Source organism: Arsenophonus sp. PmNCSU2021_1, from assembly GCF_036919435.1.
Lineage (GTDB): Bacteria > Pseudomonadota > Gammaproteobacteria > Enterobacterales > Enterobacteriaceae > Arsenophonus > Arsenophonus nilaparvatae.
This window is the reverse complement of sequence record NZ_JAZHPL010000011.1, coordinates 391,016-408,900: the sequence shown is the minus strand read 5'-3', so window position 1 is coordinate 408,900 and position 17,885 is coordinate 391,016. Positions and strand designations below refer to the sequence as shown.

General features: G+C 53.3%; 22 protein-coding genes and 1 pseudogene. 9 read left to right on the top strand and 14 right to left on the bottom strand.

Annotation, left to right across the window (positions count from 1 at the left end):
- Positions 1-19: 19 nt before the first annotated feature.
- The 4 genes and pseudogenes from V3224_RS27965 to V3224_RS27950 all read left to right on the top strand — a co-directional run bounded on the left by V3224_RS27965 (position 20) and on the right by V3224_RS27950 (position 2,962).
- Positions 20-271 carry a hypothetical protein gene (locus V3224_RS27965; protein ID WP_334472984.1) on the top strand — a complete coding sequence of 84 codons (252 nt, stop codon included), beginning with the start codon at positions 20-22 and terminating at the stop codon, positions 269-271.
- A 5-nt stretch (positions 272-276) separates the two neighbouring features.
- On the top strand, positions 277-528 hold the full coding sequence (locus V3224_RS27960) for a hypothetical protein (protein WP_334472983.1): 252 nt from the start codon (positions 277-279) through the stop codon (positions 526-528).
- Between the two features lie 52 nt (positions 529-580).
- On the top strand, positions 581-1,903 hold the full coding sequence (locus tag V3224_RS27955; RefSeq protein ID WP_334472982.1) for a DNA circularization protein: 1,323 nt from the start codon (positions 581-583) through the stop codon (positions 1,901-1,903).
- Positions 1,900-2,962, top strand: a pseudogene (locus V3224_RS27950) (phage baseplate assembly protein). Before V3224_RS27955 ends, V3224_RS27950 begins: the two are co-directional and overlap by 4 nt.
- On the opposite strand, the gene V3224_RS27945 reads toward V3224_RS27950, so the two are convergent.
- Complete coding sequence (locus tag V3224_RS27945; RefSeq protein ID WP_334472981.1) at positions 2,959-3,339, bottom strand: hypothetical protein; 381 nt, start codon at positions 3,337-3,339, stop codon at positions 2,959-2,961. The pseudogene V3224_RS27950 and the gene V3224_RS27945 overlap by 4 nt on opposite strands.
- A 47-nt stretch (positions 3,340-3,386) precedes the next feature.
- Between V3224_RS27945 and V3224_RS27940 the strand changes: the two genes are divergently transcribed.
- The 5 genes from V3224_RS27940 to V3224_RS27920 are packed head-to-tail and all read left to right on the top strand — an operon-like array spanning position 3,387 to position 7,094.
- On the top strand, positions 3,387-3,953 hold the full coding sequence (locus V3224_RS27940) for a phage baseplate assembly protein V (protein ID WP_334472979.1): 567 nt from the start codon (positions 3,387-3,389) through the stop codon (positions 3,951-3,953).
- Between the two features lie 5 nt (positions 3,954-3,958).
- On the top strand, positions 3,959-4,369 hold the full coding sequence (locus V3224_RS27935) for a phage GP46 family protein (RefSeq protein ID WP_334472977.1): 411 nt from the start codon (positions 3,959-3,961) through the stop codon (positions 4,367-4,369).
- A complete protein-coding gene (locus V3224_RS27930) occupies positions 4,359-5,429 on the top strand; it encodes a baseplate J/gp47 family protein (RefSeq protein ID WP_334472975.1) in 1,071 nt (356 codons plus the stop codon). The genes V3224_RS27935 and V3224_RS27930 overlap by 11 nt, the downstream gene beginning before the upstream one ends.
- A 5-nt stretch (positions 5,430-5,434) precedes the next feature.
- Positions 5,435-6,025: a YmfQ family protein gene (locus V3224_RS27925; protein ID WP_334472974.1), complete on the top strand. Its 591-nt coding sequence runs from the start codon at positions 5,435-5,437 to the stop codon at positions 6,023-6,025.
- Positions 6,012-7,094: a gp53-like domain-containing protein gene (locus V3224_RS27920; RefSeq protein WP_334473226.1), complete on the top strand. Its 1,083-nt coding sequence runs from the start codon at positions 6,012-6,014 to the stop codon at positions 7,092-7,094. The genes V3224_RS27925 and V3224_RS27920 overlap by 14 nt, the downstream gene beginning before the upstream one ends.
- 10 nt (positions 7,095-7,104) lie before the next feature.
- Here the strand turns inward: V3224_RS27920 and V3224_RS27915 are convergent, their stop codons facing one another.
- The 13 genes from V3224_RS27915 to V3224_RS27855 all read right to left on the bottom strand — a co-directional run.
- Entirely contained in the window at positions 7,105-8,181 is a 1,077-nt protein-coding gene (locus V3224_RS27915; RefSeq protein WP_334473686.1) for a phage tail protein, read from the bottom strand.
- A 95-nt stretch (positions 8,182-8,276) separates the two neighbouring features.
- A complete protein-coding gene (locus tag V3224_RS27910; protein ID WP_334469172.1) occupies positions 8,277-8,843 on the bottom strand; it encodes a phage tail protein I in 567 nt (188 codons plus the stop codon).
- Positions 8,833-9,957 carry a baseplate assembly protein gene (locus V3224_RS27905; RefSeq protein WP_334469174.1) on the bottom strand — a complete coding sequence of 375 codons (1,125 nt, stop codon included), beginning with the start codon at positions 9,955-9,957 and terminating at the stop codon, positions 8,833-8,835. The genes V3224_RS27910 and V3224_RS27905 overlap by 11 nt, the downstream gene beginning before the upstream one ends.
- Positions 9,948-10,310, bottom strand: coding sequence for a GPW/gp25 family protein (locus V3224_RS27900; RefSeq protein ID WP_334469176.1), 363 nt, complete (start codon positions 10,308-10,310; stop codon positions 9,948-9,950). The genes V3224_RS27905 and V3224_RS27900 overlap by 10 nt, the downstream gene beginning before the upstream one ends.
- 20 nt (positions 10,311-10,330) lie before the next feature.
- The gene (locus V3224_RS27895; RefSeq protein WP_334469539.1) at positions 10,331-10,972 is read right to left on the bottom strand and encodes a phage baseplate assembly protein V; all 642 of its coding nucleotides are present in this window, start codon (positions 10,970-10,972) and stop codon (positions 10,331-10,333) included.
- Positions 10,969-12,153, bottom strand: a complete 1,185-nt coding sequence (locus tag V3224_RS27890; protein WP_334469178.1) for a phage late control D family protein — start codon at positions 12,151-12,153, stop codon at positions 10,969-10,971. The genes V3224_RS27895 and V3224_RS27890 overlap by 4 nt, the downstream gene beginning before the upstream one ends.
- Entirely contained in the window at positions 12,141-12,383 is a 243-nt protein-coding gene (locus tag V3224_RS27885; protein ID WP_334469180.1) for a tail protein X, read from the bottom strand. Before V3224_RS27885 ends, V3224_RS27890 begins: the two co-directional genes overlap by 13 nt.
- A gap of 14 nt (positions 12,384-12,397) precedes the next feature.
- Positions 12,398-13,279 carry a phage tail protein gene (locus tag V3224_RS27880; protein WP_334469182.1) on the bottom strand — a complete coding sequence of 294 codons (882 nt, stop codon included), beginning with the start codon at positions 13,277-13,279 and terminating at the stop codon, positions 12,398-12,400.
- Positions 13,279-15,717 carry a phage tail tape measure protein gene (locus V3224_RS27875; RefSeq protein ID WP_334469184.1) on the bottom strand — a complete coding sequence of 813 codons (2,439 nt, stop codon included), beginning with the start codon at positions 15,715-15,717 and terminating at the stop codon, positions 13,279-13,281. The genes V3224_RS27880 and V3224_RS27875 overlap by 1 nt, the downstream gene beginning before the upstream one ends.
- Positions 15,718-15,751: 34 nt before the next feature.
- Positions 15,752-15,880: a hypothetical protein gene (locus V3224_RS27870; RefSeq protein WP_334470379.1), complete on the bottom strand. Its 129-nt coding sequence runs from the start codon at positions 15,878-15,880 to the stop codon at positions 15,752-15,754.
- Positions 15,849-16,172 carry a phage tail assembly protein gene (locus V3224_RS27865; protein WP_334469186.1) on the bottom strand — a complete coding sequence of 108 codons (324 nt, stop codon included), beginning with the start codon at positions 16,170-16,172 and terminating at the stop codon, positions 15,849-15,851. Before V3224_RS27865 ends, V3224_RS27870 begins: the two co-directional genes overlap by 32 nt.
- A gap of 25 nt (positions 16,173-16,197) precedes the next feature.
- Positions 16,198-16,722 carry a phage major tail tube protein gene (locus tag V3224_RS27860; protein ID WP_334469187.1) on the bottom strand — a complete coding sequence of 175 codons (525 nt, stop codon included), beginning with the start codon at positions 16,720-16,722 and terminating at the stop codon, positions 16,198-16,200.
- Between the two features lie 43 nt (positions 16,723-16,765).
- On the bottom strand, positions 16,766-17,885 hold a 1,120-nt coding region (locus V3224_RS27855; protein WP_334473684.1), incomplete at its 5' end, for a phage tail sheath subtilisin-like domain-containing protein.

Genomic DNA, 17,885 nt, shown 5'->3' with positions numbered 1-17,885 from the left:
AAAACAAAGGAGAAGTCATATGAGTTTTTTAACAATAGACGTTGATAATTACGACAATGGTAATGCCTATGAACCAACAAAAACGATAGGGATTAATTTTGAGGCTATAGGAGAAATAAGAAAATGGGAAGGTGTATCTCTTCCTGAGATATTAATTTTTTCCGAAAGGAAATCTTTTAAAAATACAAAAGAACGTGATGATTATTTCGAGTATATAGCCAGTAAATTAGAGGTGATTGATTTATCACCAAAAGAAAATAATAAGGAGTGACAATCATGAAATTTGTAAGAATAAAATATCGTGAAGATAATAAAAACGAAGACATTATTATTAGCCTATCTAAACTAAGATCTATAGATAAATATTATCCTAATAAACTAAATCCTAATCCCCCTTTTAAAATTTCGATTGATGTAAGTGGTAATCTAAGGCGAATTTCCTTTGATAATAAATCCGATGCAGATAATTATTTCAATTATGTAATGGAAAAACTTCGCACCGTTGAACTGAAAAACAAGCCCTGGTAATACAATAACATTTGTTGATTAAAATCACATTTATTTAAATATAGAGGGTTAGATGACGAGCTGGAAAGATAACCTGCGTCCAGCGTCTTTTCGCGGCGTACCGTTTCAGGTAGAAGACGACGAGGGGACGTTCGGACGGCGTGTACAGGTTCACGAATACCCGAATCGGGATAAGCCCTATACCGAAGATCTTGGACGCGCCACCCAGCGATTTACTATCAATGCCTATCTGGTTGGTGATGATTTCTTCGAGGCCCGAGATCGGCTCATTGTGGCTATTGATACGCCAGGGCCGGGAACGCTGGTACATCCCTACTACGGTGAAATAGCTGTCTGTATTGACGGTGAAGTGAGAGTAAGCCATAGCGGACGCGATGGAAGGATGTGTCGCGTCAGCTTTAACGTCGTTGAGGCTGGTGAGCTTTCTTTCCCAACAGCAGGTATTGCGACGGGACAAACGCTAATTTCTTCCAGTTCAGCACTAAATGATCGCATTGGCGAAGCTTTTGCTCATATAGGCTTAAAAAGCTTACCGGATTTTGCACAGGCTGGCGTGTTAGCACGTACTAAAAGCATGATTAACAACGTCACCAAAGCCTTTGACACTATTGATAGCGGCATTACTGCCGCGTCAAGGCTATTGCATGGCGATATTTCGGTGATCTTAAAGTCCGGCTCATCCGGTAAAAACCTGGGCGAAGCGATACAGCGGATGTGGCGTGCTGGCAGGCGTACCGCGCAAGATGCTTCTACATTGGCACAGCAAATCAAAACGCTATCGGGTGTCACACTCGGGAATGATTTAGCGCCGCGTGGAGTATGGAAAAGCGACAGGCCAAGCGTACAGTCTGAACGTAGGCACAGTAATCGTATTGCCGCTTTGTTGCGTGCCACGGCCATCCATGAGGCGACGTGGCGATTAACACAACTCCCCCCACCACGTACCGCCATGTTACCGGTTAATCAACGTGGAAAACGTCAAGTACATGTCAATATTTCCCATCCCGCATTACACGCGGTTTCTCATATGGCAGGCAGTCACATTGAAGGACTCTCGGCGGTAACGTGGGATGCGTTGGTTACGGTGCGAGAAACGCTGAATCAGGCTATCGAGCACGAACAGGCATTAACGCTTGATGATGCGCTGTTCCTTGCCTTGCAACAGGTGAAAACCGATGCTAACCGGGATATTGCAACACGACTGGCGCAAGTTGAAAAAACGGTAACACGCACGCCCGAGGCAGTGCTACCGGCGCTGGTTCTGGCCGCTAAGTGGTATGACAATGCGGCACGGGAAACCGATATCACCCGCCGAAATGCCGTTAATCATCCTGGCTTTATGCCAGTGAAACCGTTGAGAGTACCCGCAAGATGAGTCATCACGTGATATTGCGCGTCAACGGGCGCGAATGGGGGGGGCTGGACGCGGGTACAGATTTCAGCAGGCATAGAGCGACTCTCACGCGATTTCAATGTGGAAATCACCCGCCAGTGGCCCGGTGAATCTGGCAGTGTACCGTTACAGCCCAGAATTAAAAAAGGTGAACCTGTCGAAGTCCTCATCGGTCAGGATAAAGTCTTAACTGGCTGGATTGAAGCCACCCCGATACGTTATGACGCTAAAAATATCCAGGTTGGTATCAGTGGTCGTAGTAAGACAGCAGATTTAATCGACTGTGCGGCGAATACGACGCTTTTTACGGGCAAAACCTTACATCAAATCGCGTCAGAACTGGCAAAACCGTTTAGCATTAAGGTCATTAGCCAAAAGGCCCCAAAAACGCCGCTACAGGCTTTTCAGGCCGATTACGGCGAAACAGTACACGAAGTATTAAACAAGGCGCTAGGAAGCCAACAGGCGCTCGCCTGGGATGACGAAGACGGCAATTTGTTAATTGGTCTGGTTGGTAATGACAAAGCCACCACCGCGCTGGTCTGGGGTGAAAATATTCTTACCTGTGATACCGAGCAAAGTATCCGTGAACGCTTTTCTGAATATCAAGTAGCCGGTCAACGATCGGGTGATGATGACGATTTCGGGGAAGCTACGCTGACAGCACTCCGCGCCAGAGCCAGGGATAGCCAGATAACGCGCTATCGTCCGCAACATATCCAGCAATCCGGCAATGCAACCGGAGCCAGTTGTCGCGCTCGGAGTCAATTTGAAGCACAGCAACGGGCAGCCAGAACCGAGGAAACCACTTATACGGTGCAGGGGTGGCGGCAAGGTGACGGCAGTCTGTGGAAACCTAACCAGCGGGTTATTGTTTTTGATCCCGTGCTCGGCTTTAACAATCGGGAACTGGTCATTAGCGAAGTTGTTTATACGCAGGATGAGAGTGGTACGTTATGTGAATTACGTGTTGCACCGGAAGCTGCTTATATTCCACCACTTGAGAAATTGAAAGCACTAGAGGAAGAAACTGATATTTAAAGAAACTTCATCGCAGCAATGGTCAAGCCAAACAATGTAACCATCAACCCACCCAGTTTAAAAAGTAAATCTTTGCTTATTATGCTGATATCTTTACGTACATCTAGTATTTGTAATTCAACCTTTTCAAAGCGATGCTCCATATCCTTACGGACATCGGCTATTTCAGCAGATAAATCCTTACGGACATCGGCTATTTCTTTTCTAACATCAGATATATCACGCTTAACTTCTGCAATATCCGCTTTAGTTGCCACATCAGCAACCTCATGGGATTTGCGTACGACAAGCGAGATAGCCTTGGCTTGCTGACTGGTAAGTCCAGCGGTTTGAAGCTCTTCTGATGCTTGTAGTGTATCAAATGCAACTTGGCCCATTCCACAATCTCCTGTTTTTCTTAGTTTAACCTATTAATGAGTGAATTATGCAAAATATTTTTTCTACTTTGCAGCGCGGCCTTGCGCGTCTATGGTCGCGGGGGGTAGTGCAACGACTCGACAGTGGTAAAGCTTGCCAGAGCGTGGACGTGGCATTACTGGCAGGCGAAACGAAAGCCGGTATGGAGTACCTGGAGCCTTACGGTTTCACCTCGACGGCCCATGCCGGTGCAGAAGGTATAGCGCTATTCCTCGCGGGGGATCGCTCTCACGGCATTGTGATTAACGTTGCTGACCGACGTTCTCGATTAAAAAGCCTCAAAAGTGGTGAGGTGGCAATCTATACCGATGAGGGCGATAGCATCGTGCTCAAGCGTGGACGGTTGATAGAAGCCACCACAGAAACCTTTGTTATCAATGCAAAAAATAAGGTGGTACTCAACACTCAACAAGTAGAAACGCCTGGAAAGATCACGGCGGCACACTCCATCGTTTCACAGGCAGAAGTACAGGACAAAACCGGCTCATTGAGCACCATGCGAGCGCAGTACAATACCCACGATCACAAAGGTGATAGCGGTGGCATAACAGGCAAGCCCAATCAACCGATGTAAATAATATGCTGATGAATAAAAAAGTGAATACAGCGTTACCCGATCAGGAACGGCTCAGGCGGGCAGTGATGATATCGCTTTTCACCTGGCGACGCGCTGAACCGGATGATAACACAGATACGCCGTTTGGGTGGTGGGGCGATACCTGGCCGACCGTACAAAATGACCGGATTGGCTCTCGATTGCACTTGTTAAAACGTAGCACTTTAACTAACCAGACAGTGCAAAAGGCGAAAGAATATATCGCTCAGTCGCTCACATGGATGACAGACGACGGTATCGCGCTTCGGGTTGATGTCGACGTGGTGCGCACAGGCATCGATAAATTAACCGCAACCGTCACCCTGACCTTACCTGACCATAATATAAAAACGATGACCATCAACAACCTGTGGAGCGTGATCCATGCAAAATAGCGGTTTTTCGCGCCCGACACTGCCACAACTGATAGACACGATTCGTGGTGATTTGCTAACACGATTTAATGAAGATAGCGTGTTGCGCCGTCTCGATGCTGAAGTGTACGCAAGAGTACAGGCTGCCGCCATTCATACTCTATACGGCTATATCGATTATTTAGCGCGCAATATCTTGCCGGATTTAGCGGATGAAGACTGGTTGACCCGACACGGTAATATCAAGCGTTGTCCCCGCAAAGGTGCACCCAACGCGAGCGGATTTGTTCGCTGGGAGGGGGTACAAAATGCCCTATCGCTGCCCGCTGACACTGAAATACACCGTGATGATGGTCAAATCTACACCACAACAGCCCCAACAACCTCAGCCAGTGGTGTACTTCGTGTGCCCGTCGTTGCAAAAAGCAGCGGTCAGGCTGGCAATTGTGAAGATGGTATCGCGTTACGTCTTGCAACCCCGATAACGGGACTGTCGTCTACCGGTTATGCCGATAACATCAGGACAGGAGCCGATATTGAAGATTTGGATAGCTGGCGACAACGCATCATGGCGCGCTGGTACGATACGCCACAAGGCGGTGCGGATAGTGATTATGTTCGCTGGGCGAAAGAAGTTTTAGGCATAAGTCGCGCATGGACACATCGCCATAAAAACGGTATCGGCACGGTTGGGGTGATGGTGGCGAGTGATGATGTAGACCATCCTGCCCCCACACAGGAAATCTTAACCAAAGTCAGAGAGCATATCTTACCCCTTGCTCCTGTTGCCGGAAGTGGCTTAACTATTTTCCCCGTTACAGCAAAAACCGTTGCTATTTCGATAGCCTTATCAACGGATACGCCAGAAATACGGGCAGCGGTTATCGCAGAAATCAAAGCCTTCTTACAACGAGAAGGCGAACCTGGCAGCAAGCTTTTTCTTTCAAGACTCGCTGAAGCTATCAGTCTTGCAGCAGGTGAAATCGCTCATCGTCTTATTGCGCCAACGGCAGATATTGAATTAGCCCAGACGGAAGTGCCGGTATTGGGTGAGGTCACGTGGGCAAAATATAAAGAGTGAGCATTATGACAAATCTGGACGACGAATATACGCAATTGTTGCGAACGTTATTACCGCCCGGCCCCGCATGGGATGAAGAAGATCCGCTCATTAAAGGGCTAGCCCCTTCACTGGCTCAAGCCCATCAACATGCTGATAGCCTGATGATTGAAATTAACCCGGCCCAATCGGTTGAATTAATTAACCGTTACGAAAAATTATGCGGATTGCCGGATAAATGCCTGGCTAATAGAGCGCAAACACTAGAAGAAAGGCAACAAGTGCTTGATGCCAAGGTTAATACTGTGGGCGGTATTAATGCGGCTTTTTTCAAAAAGCAGTTGGAAATATTGGGCTATCCAACAGCAACAATAGAACAATTTCAACATCTTGATAGTACACCCGATCCGGCTTGGGGTGACAAGTGGCGCTATTACTGGCGGATAAATATTCCTGCTGAAGCGAATATACGCTGGATTAGCTGTACCAGTGCTTGCAATGAGTCGATTAGGACGTGGGGAGATAGCGCCGTGGAATGTGTTATTGAGCGCCTGTGTCCTTCACATACCCAAGTACTTTTTGCCTACATTAAAGGAGAAAATGATGCATCGAATTGATACCTCTACCGCCCAAAAAGATAAATTCGGGCAGGGAAAAAACGGGTTTACCAACGGCGATCCGACTACGGGAACACCGTCAACAAAATTGAATAGTGATCTTTATGATGCACTACAAGAGGAAGTGTGTACCGTTATTGAACGCTCAGGTATTCGTCTTAATAAAAGCCAGCATGACCAGCTTTATCAAGCAGTGAAAAAATTATCTGAGGTAGAAGCGAATAAAGCAAAAAACGCGCTGATTGGTGGCTCCACAGTAGATTTGAATACGCTAAACAAGCTTGCTAAAGCCCTTGGTAATGATGCGAAATTTTCGGAAACAGTGATTAATTTATTAAATCAGAAATTAGCAAAAAATCAAAATGGCGCTGACATCCCAGACAAGAATCTTTTTCTGAAAAACCTTGGTTTAACGGAAACGGTAGATTGTGCAAAAAATGCACTGGATAAACGAACGGGTGGTAGCGTCAATGGCAACCTCCATGTGACCCAATCTGTGCATATCGGCGATAACGATTCAGGATTACGGGCTAATGGCGATGGCAACGTGGCATTTTATGCTAATAATGCAAAAGTAGCTTCCTGGAATAATGATCGATTGCATTGGTTAAAGAGTGTAGAAATTGATGGAACCATCAATACTCATAGCAATTTGCATATCTCATGGGGCGGCAGAACCGCGGTTTATCAAGAAAATGGTGATGTAACTGGCCCTATTTGGGGCGGGGCGTTAAGCAGCTGGCTTAATATGCAGATTAACAATCGAGGAGCAAAAAATACAGCTCACCTCGCTACGAATGGATGGTGGAAATGTGGTGACAGCGGCCTTATCAGACAATGGGGCATCACACCACCACTCAATGCCGGACAGATTTATACGGTATCTTTACCTTGTCCCGTCCCTCATGCCATTTTCTCGGCAAACGCGACGGTAAAATACAAAGGTATTGCTCCCGAGGGCAATTTAGGTACTTATGTCGAAATAGTCGGAAAATCGTTAATTATCAGTGCAGATTATACCAGAACAGGGATTAAAGCGCCGAGAACATGGGAGCTGGTTTGCTACTAACTCAACATTATCAGGCCGCCCTGACAATGTAGTTAAACGCGACATTTCGCGGGTGGGTTTCGCTACCGCCTGCATTAGACGTTGTTTTGTCAATGAATAGAAAAGAATCATTATCTCCATCCGTAGCACGTGAACCTGTATCTGCATTATACCCTACAGGCATTTTTTCTTTATTGTTTGCGTGGCCTAGTGGACCATCATCTTCAACATAATACCTGTCCCGATAACCATGAGCGTGGCTCTCGAGTGATGCAGTTTCAGACGATAAAACCTTACGCCTAGGATTCACGCCTCGCCCAGCATCCCAGCCACGAATAAACTCACCACGTAAATCAGGGAGTTTTCCTGATGGATAGGCGAGTGCTAAAAGCGGGTATTTTTTCTTATCGAATGGCTCACCGTTGCAGATAAACCAACCGGTCGGCGCTCTTTCAGCAGGCCAAGGCAGGGGAATACCTACCGGGATTTCGACACGCAATACTTCGGGTGTAACAGCATGAACATCTGTGGCAGTTAGCTGCACATCCTGAGTGAGAGTTTTGCCGTTAATTTTACGCTGATTGGGTGTGGCATTTTTTGCACAATCTACCGTTTCCGTTAAACCAAGGTTTTCTAGAAAAAGATTCTTGTCTGGGATGTCGGCCCCATTCTCATTTTTTGCCAACTTTTGGCTCAGAAGTTGGGTCACGCTTTCGGCAAATTTCGGGTTATTACTGATGGCCTGGGCCAGCTTGTTCAACGTATCTAAATCGGAAGGCGCATGGTCGACCACCGCATTCAGCCTGTCATTGACAATTTTTACCGCTTTGGGGGTTGCGGCTTCCGTTTCACTGCTGCTCTGATTGGCATTGCTGAGCTTGACAAAACCTTTTTCACTTACGCTCGCATCCGGGTGGTTTCGGGAGCGTGTATGCGCCCTTAACGCCGCTTCCGCCGCTTTTAATTGCTGCTTTAACCAGGCGGTGCGATTCGCCAGTTCACGCGCGGGCCGGTTGGTAATACCGTCTGGCCCACCCAATACCGGGTCGGAGGTCTCTATCTGGTAGATACCGTCCGCCCATTCGGCCTGTTCTTTTAAATAGCTCATGTCTTTTTTCTCCATCGTGCTTATTCCATCATGGGTGGATTGTTGGTCACAGTGTAGTCTTTTTTCGTGTATGGATTAACTGTTTTTGCATACTTTTAACTGCTGCCATGATTATAGCGCCCATGGTAGGTCGTCTGAGCGTTATAGCGCAGCGGCACTGCCGTATAATCCAGCGCCACCAGTTCGCTCCGCGCCGGCGCAAAGGCCGCCAGCGTCTCGCGCAATTTTGCTGCCTGGTCATTGGTGATCAGCTGGTTAAGAATGACCCGGTACAGTGCCCAGTGAGTCTCGCCATCGGGATACGCGGTGGCCTGTTCAGGTTTAAGGGCTGCTCCCCCTTCGGTTATCGTCACCTCCCCAAATCCCAGCGCCCGTATCATGGCACGAATCGACCAGGGGGTGCCCTTATAGCGATGCAGCGTGATGGCCGATTTCAGCATCGCCCGGCGCGCATCATCCGATTCTGCCAGAGACCAGCCATTGACCCCGGTTAACGCCAGCTGCTCTGCCAGCCAGGGCAAGGCCGACGCCTCGGTCATATCCAGCAGATAAACCAGCAGCGGCGTCAGGTCAATCTGCTGCAACCGCGCGGCCTGTGCCGCCAGCGCCTGAAAATGGCTCTCTGCCGCCAGCAGCGGCGGTAACAGGCTGTTATCGGTCATCGCCGCTCTCCGTGCCCAGGGTCAACTGAATGTCGCTACAATGCGCCCATTGCTGCGCGGCCAGTACCGTCGGCTCAAGGGTAGTGAAACTCGTGAGCTGCACCCGGTAAACGCCGGGGACCGAGAGTGCCGCGATAATCTGGCTGGGCACAATATCCCGACCCAGCTGTTTAGCCTGGCTTGCCGCATACTGCTCAGCGGCCTGCCGCGCCTGTTTCAGTACCGGCTCGCCCGGCTGGCTGGCATAACAGGTCAGTTGCGCACTAATCGTATAGTCAACCTTTTCAGGGGTCAGCACCTGCACTGTATCATTCAGCGGGCGCACCCGCTCTTCCGAGCACAGGGCCGTCACCAGGCTGAGCACCGTCTTGTCCGGCAGCCCGCTGGTCAGCAGCGGATATAGATTGACCGTGCCGGGTTTCGGGCGGGTCACCGCCACATCACAAATCCCCGGATGGGCACTCATGGCATGAAAACGGTACGCTTCACGGGAACCGGCGGTACTGAAGGACGCCGGAGCCAGACGGATACGGTTGCGTAGATGCTCATCATCCTCCGCGTCTGAGCCGCCTTCGCTTGGCGTGGTATTGGTGACCTGAATATCCCCGTCATCGATGGCCTCCATCAGGGTGCTGATTTGCGCCGGTTGCCAACCGTTACCCTTTGTTCCCGCCTCGCTGCAGGTCGCACTCACCGTCACCGTGGATGCCGTCGGCGTCAGCCTGACTTCGCTGTCGGTGGTAAATAGCAGGCTGTCCGTGGCGCTGAGCCGTGTGCCGGCTGGTATCGGTATCGTCACCGAGGGCGGGGCCGCCAGTGAAAATTCCACCGTGGTGCGTGCCCGTTGAGCCGGTAGACGGTAAACGCCGACCAGCTCGGCCAGATAATCCAGCATTGGCGCACGGGCAAAGGCCACCAGGTTTTGTTCGGCGGCGGATTGAATGGCACTGCGCACCAGGGTTTCCCGGTAGGCGAACAGGTCAATCAATAGCCGCTCAGCCTGCGCCGGCCACAGGGTCTTGCCGCTGGCCGCTTCATAGTCCGTGATCATCTCGCGGGTAATGGTCTGCGCATCCGCTGCAATAAAAACCGGCTTCTCGAGGGTTAACGCCATGCCACCTCCGTTTGTGCGTTGACCTGACTGCCCGGCAGTCGCCAGCGCAGCAGGAGATTCACCCGCTCACCCTGCGCATTAAGCCGCACCTGATGTAATTCGCATCGGGGCTCCCAGCGCCTGATGGCCTCCACCGTTTCCCGTACCACATGCGGCAAGGCCCGCTCAACCGGCATATCCAGATAGCGATGCAGGTCACTGCCAAAATCCGGTCGATGCGGGTCGCTGCCTTTTGGGGTGCCTAAAATCAGTCGCAGGCACTGCTGAATATCTTCGACGCCACTGACCCGCTCACCCGATGCATGCAGCGCGGGTTGCCAGTCTGCGGCGCTGAGGACGGTCATTGTGTTCATCAAACGCGTTCCTCCCTCACTTATAACGGCTTGCCGGTGGGTTTACCGTCATGCCCGTTGCTATGTTGATGCTCTTGCAGCGACACCCGACCTGCCTGGATATCGCCGCTGGCCTGGAGCGTGCCGTCAATGATGGCTGTCGCGCCACTGCCGCCCGAACCGCTCATGCCGCCCTGGTACGTCAGTTGCTTTTGCACCGTCAGGTTGCCCGTCGCGACCGTATCGGGTGCATCCAAAAACAGGGTTTTACTTGCCTTCACCGTCGCATTTTGCGTTTGAATCAGCACCGTGGTCTGGGTGGTCAGCGTCAGGGCCTGTATCTCGCCCCCGATAGCCATCGCGTGGTTTTTGCGGTCATACTCGACAAAAGTCCCGTCGGCAAAATCCACCCGACGTTTATCGCGGTTTGCCACCGTGGGGGGGTCTACCTCGGAATACACCGCCCCTAACACCACGCCGTCATCACCGTCAGCATCCAGCAGCAGACTCACCTGTTCACCTAAATCCGGTAGCCCGTAATCCTTGTTATCCTGGGTGTTGCGTTGCAATACCGGCAACCAGGCGGTGCGCAGGTTATCACAGGTCGGCAGCCGTACCCGTACCCGGACGTTTTGCTCATCAATCTGGCTGATGGTACCGAACATCAATTGCAGTGCTTTCATGGTGGCTTTTCTCCGATTGTCATCTCTTTTTCACTCAGCGGCCCCACGCTGCCATCGGCTTTCACCCCCATCACCGGTGGGGTCGCCGACTGATCCGCGCGAATCGTTTTCCTGTTCATGCGCGCCATCGGCCCCTGGCCCAAGGTGAGTTCACAGGTGTACCCGCTTTGGCGCGACAGGGCATGGCGGACTTCGGTGATAAGCCACACCCCGGACAGGCGACCAAAATCGGCCAGGCGCACGGTTAACCCGGCTTGATACGCCGTATTGCCCGCCAGCGCTACCGTCGCCACCCGTTGATATTCATTATGCCGGTTCAGCCCCGCACACACCTTGGCAGTCGCTTCTTCCCGGCTCCGTGCCCGGCTGTGCAGTCTTAAGGTATCGGCGCTGGTTGAACGTCCCTGTTTTTGAGGCGCCGTTTCTCGCGCCACGTCGCCTATCGTGCCATCGGCCTTGATACCGACCGTGACCAGTTGTTTGCGCTGGCTGTCCTGGTATTTCACCTTGCCCTGCTGGTAGATACGGTTAAGCGTATCGCGCAGGCTGTAATGACTGACGGCTTGCGGGGTAATGACGTTAACTGGCGAGGCTTCTCGCAATCTGATGCGCTCAGAAAAAATCAGCCTGCTCGGCGTGACTTTAACGATATAGCCGTACTCCTCCGCCAGCCGGCGCAAAAAAGCCAGGTCGGTTTCATGTTGCTGCGTGACCCTGTCAAGGGGCAGCGGCGCAATCAGCCCTTCCAGTGTCAGGTGGTGTTTTTGGGCAATCCGCCGGGCGATGGCCGCCAGGCTGGTCTGCTCAAACGCCCGGTAGCTCCGGGTTCGCAGCGCGGTGGTCACCGAAGCGGATAACCCACGCAGCGACACCGTATCCGGCGGGCCACTAAGCTCTATTTCATCAATCGAAAAGGTGCCACAGGGACGTAATGGCGCGCCGACCCTGCCGAGCGCCAATGAGAGCGTGTCGCCTTTACCCGGATACCAGGCCCCACGCCAGCGCCCGGCGCTGTCTTCCAGTTCGACCGTCAGCTCATCAGACTGGCCACTGAGCTGATCGGTAAAGCGGATCCCGAGCACGTCCGGGGTGATATCGTGCGTGATGTCCTTTTGGCCATAATGCAGGGTCCAGGTCGGGGCCGGTACCGCCTGCTGTCGTTGTGTCATTAACGCAACCATGGCGGTGTCTCCTCAACGCTGTCCTGTGCGTTAATCAACGGGATAGCCAGGGTGATGCCGGCAGGCAACACCGGTGTAATGGGGATATCAGGATTGGCGGCAATGATCCGCACATAGCCCAATGCGTCACCGTAATAGTAGGCGGCCAGCGTATCCCAGCGCTCGCCCTCACGGGTAATATGCTGCCAGACACCTGGCTTATGTTCTTCTTCCTGTTGGCTTGCAAACATCGTCCTGTTCTCCTTTAGCGGCGCGTCACCAGATGGCTCGTCAGACGGCTCAGCAGCGGGGTGACGTCGTTCCAGGTACTGAGGGCACCGCCCACCTGACCGGCCACCGTATCCAGTGCACCGGGCAGTGCCTGGCCGGTACCGGGGGTCAGAGCACTGAGCGTGTTTTTCGCCTGGCTGGCCGTGGTCGCCACCTTGCCCGCCGCTCGGGTCAGCTGACTGGCCGCAGGAAAATGGGCTTCCAGGCCGGCCAACAACGGCTGCGCCTGTATCAACGGGGTGGCCACCTCACCTAAGCTAGTAATGACCCCAGGGAGGCGCGTTAACGCCGCGACCGGATCCGTTTTCATCTGGCGCACCACCCGGATCGCCTGTGAGGCCGTGGCCAGTGCCGACTGCGCCTGACGGGCCAGACCCACCGCCCGCGATAGCGGTGTACCGGTGGCTATTGCCCGGGTTAGCCCGGCGGCTTTTCTGTTCAGTGTCGTGGCCATCGCCGGCGGCTTAAGTGGTTGGCGCAGATCGCCGGTAAATTCACGCAGACTGATATCGACCTCCAGGCATTGGGCGATACCGTCGGCATGCGCCAACACCGTACGACCGGTAAGCGTGGTGATCACAAAATGCCCCAGGTACTCGCCATTGCCGAGCACAAACGCCAGTGCCTGGTGGGCACGACAGGCGGCCTGTAGCCGTTGCCATTGCGCGGTCGGTTGACAGTACTGCTGATGAAACCGCACGCTTAAACTGTATTCATCGCACTTGTCGCCGACCCACTGCAGACCCGGTTTACGGCCAATGCGCGCCTGCTCGGCAAACTCACCGCCAAGGATGGCTTCCAGCGCGGTAAAGCCGGTCTGTAACTGCACTTCAATCTCACCGAGTATCGCCAGCATCAGTGAAAGGCCCGCCGTTGTTGTTGGTGCATCAGCTGCGCCAGGCGTTTTTCCAGCTCACGCACACTGATAGCCAATGCATCACGCAACGCCGCCGGGGTCGTCTGCGACTGACCGTTCATCACAATCTGCGGCGCAAAGGTGATCTGCATGCCTGAAAAAGCCTTCCCCTGACCGGCAGGGGAGATCGGGGTATCAGGCCAGTGGGGCACACGCGGGGACGGCGGTTGCATCAGCGGCATCAGGCCGCCGACGGCGCGTTCTAACGCGGGCGTGGTGCGGGTAATGCCCAGCACCGCCCCCTGCACAATATTGTCCCCCAATCCGGCGAAAACACGAGAAGGGCTGTGGATCCCCAGCGTTTCCTTAAACCAGCCCGACACACTGTCACCAAAATGGACAATCGTCTCTTTGGCGGCGGTTAAACGACTCTTGATCCCGTTGACCAGACCCTCAATCAGCTGGCGACCCGCATCGGTAAAATGGGCGGGCAGTTCAACATGGAAATAGCTCATCACCCCGGCAAAGGCTTTATAGAACAGACCCACTGGCGACCAGTTAAGGATAAGTGCCCCAACGCCCGCAATACCGCCGGAAAACGCCTGTTTCACCTCGGCCCAACGGGCCTGAAAGAAAGCGCTTATCGGCGTCCAGTAGCGGACAATCAGGTAAGCGCCGGCGGCAATCGCGGTGATAGTCAGGCCGATAGGGGTAAACATCAGTGCCCGCCCCAGCCACAGCAGTGCGTGTCCGGCGAGGCGCAGGCCCGTCACCAGTCCGCCGGCCAACACCTTACCTAATCGTCCCGCACTGCCCGCGAAGCGGCTTAAGCGCCCACCCATGCCAAAGGCGGTGCTGAGTAATAACCAACCGGTACGCAGCCGGGTAAACCCGCCCCACAGCAGGCGTATCGGCGAACCCAGCAGATTGAACGCCAACCTTGTGGCCAACAATCCCCCCTTAAACAACAGGAGCGCGCCCACCGTTTTAGCCATACCACTGACCAGCTGGGGGTGGGTTTTGACCCAGGCATTGGCGGCGTTCACATAAGGGAGTACCGTGGCGGCTAAATTCTCTACCGCTGGTTTTAGTGCATCACCGAGACTCAGCGACAAATCCTGACTGGCAATGCCTAACTTTTTCATCTGTTCAATGGGGGATTCAAGCCGTTTTTTATAGTCACTGCCTAATACATCCTTGTCCGCGGCCGCCAGGGCCTGGGCGCGGATTTGCCGGTACTTGTCCATATTGGCCAGCATCGGACGCACAAAGGCCATCACCTGCATATCGGCAAACAGTTCACCTAAGCCAAAGTTCTGCTGCAGGGCCAGTAACGCTTTATCGCGGGCGGTATCGTCCTGCAGCGCCATCGCTGATTTAAATTGCGCCAGCGCCTCGGGACTCTTTTGCGCCAGATAGGTTTGCAGGGTATTCATCATCCCTTCAATCGGCGAAATCCCGTGCGCTTTTTGCTGCATGAGTGATTTTTCAATATCGATACCGACATCACCAAAACGTTTTTTAGTTTCAGGGGCGTACAGTTTTTCCAGAAAGTTATTGAAATTGTTCGCCGCTTTATCGGTGCTACCGGCACCCATTTTGGCTACCTGCAAGGCAGCGACCATCTCGGCCACCGCCGCTTTACCCTGGGCTATGTTGGCCATTTGTGGTGCCAGCTCCGGCAACCACTTCACCTGGTCAGCGATTTCAAATGACCCAGCCTTACCCCCTTGCGCCATGATGTTCTGTACCACAGCAAAATCTTTCGCGGCAATGCCCAACCACTGCTGGGTGGTCACCGCCGCCTGTGCCCACAGTTCAGCGGAGGTGCGGGTGGCGGTTGCGCCGCGGGCGATGTGTGGCAGGTAGGCGCGAATAGCGTCCAGGCTGTCAATGTTATTGCCAATAAGCGCACGGGTGGCGGCCTGTAAATCATCCTGCGTCTGGTTGTATTGCTGGCTCCAGGCGCGGATATCTTTACCCAGCGCCGCCTGGGTGGCACCGTCGTAACCGGCGGTGATACCCATATCGACCAGATTGTCCTGAAAGGTCATCGACTGCTTGACAGACGGCGCGACCGCGCCCACCGCTGCCGCCGTGGTGGCCCCTAACGCCAGTCCTTGCCCCATCAGGGCCTGTCGTTGTTGCCCGGCAATCTGACTGGCCATCATAGTGTGATGCAAACGGCGATGCTGTTGCTCGAGACGGGAAAGTGTCTGACCCACCCGACCCAGCTCGCTATTAAGGTTACGCGCAGCCTGACCGCCCAACTGACCGTAGCGGGTCATTGCCTGGGTCAGTTGTTGCTGACGAGTCTGCAGACGACGGGTGGTGTCCCCTAACAGATTGAGGCTACGTCGGGAGTCACCCATCGCCGAGCGAAAGGCACTGGCCACCGCCCCCTTAATCACCACCCCAATCGAAAATGTGTTGGCCACCGAGTCACCTGCCTGTGTTACGTCTGATTAACGGTTAAGTACTTGTCCCGCGTTGCCCGTGCTCCTGCCGGATTTGGGCGGCGGCTTCCTGTAAATAGTCCTCAAATTCCACCACGGTCAGCGCATCCAGCTCACTCGGCTGCCAACGGAACCATCTCGCCAACAGGGCCTGCGCCTGACGCAGCGCCTTCGGCGAGTGCATCCAGCCCCGCAAACTGGCGAAAGTGGTCTTGCAACTGCTGATAATCCACCAAATCCATATTGTCGATATCTTCCGGTATCAGGCCGGTCATACGGGCAATCAACAGACTGTCCCAGTCATTGGCGTTTTCACTTAAGCGGCGTACCGCCTTGATGTCACTGACCTTGAGCCGGTTTAAGCTGACCTGGGTTAGCCTTTCACCACTGCCCAGGGCATAAGGGTATTGCAAGGTGTAATGTAAAGACGGTGTCATGAGGGTTATTCCTTACCTGTTACTGTCAAGCGCCCAGATTGGCGCGATAATCGGTGAGCATATCTTCACCGTTGATTTTAAAAATATTGGCGATCACATCCAGCTCCAGCAGCACCTGGCCATCCATCACCTGCTTGATATAGCTGCAGGTAAAACTGCTGCTCATCTCCGGCACCTCATGCTGCTTAAAGCTGCCCAGACTATTTTTGCTGAACATCACCGTCATAAACACCGCGACGGGTAATTCATCCTGGCGACCCTGTGCCGGGTTATAGCGCTGCAGGCTACCGCGACATTGCAGCGGATACGCCTTGAAGGGATTGGCGGTACGCAGCGCCACTTCTTCATACAGGCTGGTCCAGTGAATCTCCCCTTCCAGCTTGTCAAACCCCGCCGGTAACTGAATTTTGCCTATCATCCCCAGCGCCTGATGCTCCTGCTGCACCACGTTGATTTCCGGTAGCTTGATTTCTTTTTCCCGACCTATCAGGCTATTGCCGTCCAGGTAGACGTTGGCATTGGTCATAAAATGCAGTGCATTGCCCGCCATCATCTCCTCCTTATCGTTATCTTATTGACCCTGTGCGTCACGCTCATGTGGAAACCCCACTTTTCAGGAAGGTGAGATAGTCATTAGTGATTTCCGTCTCAAAGGTCAGGTGCTCCATCGGCGGCGGTGGGGTGTATTTGTAATTCAGTTTCAACTGCCCCAGACTGAGCGCATCCTTGGTGTTCTTCGCCGGGTCATACCAGCAGTGAAAACCCAGCAGCGCCCCATCGGCAATCAACCTCCGACCATAGCCATTCACGGATTCGGTCAGCGCATCAATCAGCCCCTGATTAATGGGGCGATCAATATATTGCAGACTGAAATGGCGGATAGATTCATTAATCATATCCCCGGTGCGCCGCACATTTTCAAAATTCTTCAGATGCGTCACGGTCGGCCAGGCCGCGGTGCGATTGCCCCACAGGCGTAATCCGCTACCAAAGCGGTTAAACACCGTGGTAATGCCGTTCTGGTTAAGCAGATTGACCTCGCTATTGGCATCATCAATGCGCGCACTTAACGGGCGCTCAATCCCGACAATGCCCATCAATTCCTGATTGGAAGACGACCACCAGAACCCTTTTTCCCGGTCAATTTTTGCCCGCAGGCCCGCCGCGCGCGCTGAGAGCGGCTCCAGACGATTCTGATTCGTCGCCTTGTCATAGACCTTGACCTGCGGATAACACAGGCGTACCCGGTCAGAGGCGGTATTAAAATTAATGGTGCCTTGTGGCCCGCGTCCGGCTATCGCCTGGGCAAACGTCGTCCCCGCAGGCGCATCAATATAGGCGATGGCTTCACAGGGGTGCGCCAGGGCAATCATGGCGGCAGCCACCGCATTTTGGTGCGAGAAGCCGGGCACAATCAGCAGCTTTGGGCGAAAGCCAAACAGGCTGTCGGCATTTTCCAGTGCTTTCATGCCGGTACGCTGGTCGGCGGCATTGGTGGCACCCAAAACGTCAGCGGCGGTGATTTTTGAGACATCCGGGGTGTTATAGGTCACACTGACGGTGGCCCCCTGGGCAATACCGCCGGTGGTAACACGGGTGACGTTGCCCGTTGCGGCGGCCATGGTATAGTCGGTCGCCACCTGATAGGGGGTCTGCCCATCGACGCTTTTCACCACCATATCGCCCACGGGTAACTGGCTCAGTGTGGCACTG

Excerpts from the sequence above, each read along its gene's own strand:
- V3224_RS27965 (WP_334472984.1), top strand. The coding sequence starts at position 20 with ATGAGTTTTTTAACAATAGACGTTGATAATTACGACAATGGTAATGCC.
- V3224_RS27960 (WP_334472983.1), top strand. The coding sequence starts at position 277 with ATGAAATTTGTAAGAATAAAATATCGTGAAGATAATAAAAACGAAGAC.
- V3224_RS27955 (WP_334472982.1), top strand. The coding sequence starts at position 581 with ATGACGAGCTGGAAAGATAACCTGCGTCCAGCGTCTTTTCGCGGCGTA.
- V3224_RS27945 (WP_334472981.1), bottom strand. The coding sequence starts at position 3,339 with ATGGGCCAAGTTGCATTTGATACACTACAAGCATCAGAAGAGCTTCAA.
- V3224_RS27940 (WP_334472979.1), top strand. The coding sequence starts at position 3,387 with ATGCAAAATATTTTTTCTACTTTGCAGCGCGGCCTTGCGCGTCTATGG.
- V3224_RS27935 (WP_334472977.1), top strand. The coding sequence starts at position 3,959 with ATGCTGATGAATAAAAAAGTGAATACAGCGTTACCCGATCAGGAACGG.
- V3224_RS27930 (WP_334472975.1), top strand. The coding sequence starts at position 4,359 with ATGCAAAATAGCGGTTTTTCGCGCCCGACACTGCCACAACTGATAGAC.
- V3224_RS27925 (WP_334472974.1), top strand. The coding sequence starts at position 5,435 with ATGACAAATCTGGACGACGAATATACGCAATTGTTGCGAACGTTATTA.
- V3224_RS27920 (WP_334473226.1), top strand. The coding sequence starts at position 6,012 with ATGCATCGAATTGATACCTCTACCGCCCAAAAAGATAAATTCGGGCAG.
- V3224_RS27915 (WP_334473686.1), bottom strand. The coding sequence starts at position 8,181 with ATGAGCTATTTAAAAGAACAGGCCGAATGGGCGGACGGTATCTACCAG.
- V3224_RS27910 (WP_334469172.1), bottom strand. The coding sequence starts at position 8,843 with ATGACCGATAACAGCCTGTTACCGCCGCTGCTGGCGGCAGAGAGCCAT.
- V3224_RS27905 (WP_334469174.1), bottom strand. The coding sequence starts at position 9,957 with ATGGCGTTAACCCTCGAGAAGCCGGTTTTTATTGCAGCGGATGCGCAG.
- V3224_RS27900 (WP_334469176.1), bottom strand. The coding sequence starts at position 10,310 with ATGAACACAATGACCGTCCTCAGCGCCGCAGACTGGCAACCCGCGCTG.
- V3224_RS27895 (WP_334469539.1), bottom strand. The coding sequence starts at position 10,972 with ATGAAAGCACTGCAATTGATGTTCGGTACCATCAGCCAGATTGATGAG.
- V3224_RS27890 (WP_334469178.1), bottom strand. The coding sequence starts at position 12,153 with ATGGTTGCGTTAATGACACAACGACAGCAGGCGGTACCGGCCCCGACC.
- V3224_RS27885 (WP_334469180.1), bottom strand. The coding sequence starts at position 12,383 with ATGTTTGCAAGCCAACAGGAAGAAGAACATAAGCCAGGTGTCTGGCAG.
- V3224_RS27880 (WP_334469182.1), bottom strand. The coding sequence starts at position 13,279 with ATGCTGGCGATACTCGGTGAGATTGAAGTGCAGTTACAGACCGGCTTT.
- V3224_RS27865 (WP_334469186.1), bottom strand. The coding sequence starts at position 16,172 with ATGACACCGTCTTTACATTACACCTTGCAATACCCTTATGCCCTGGGC.
- V3224_RS27860 (WP_334469187.1), bottom strand. The coding sequence starts at position 16,722 with ATGGCGGGCAATGCACTGCATTTTATGACCAATGCCAACGTCTACCTG.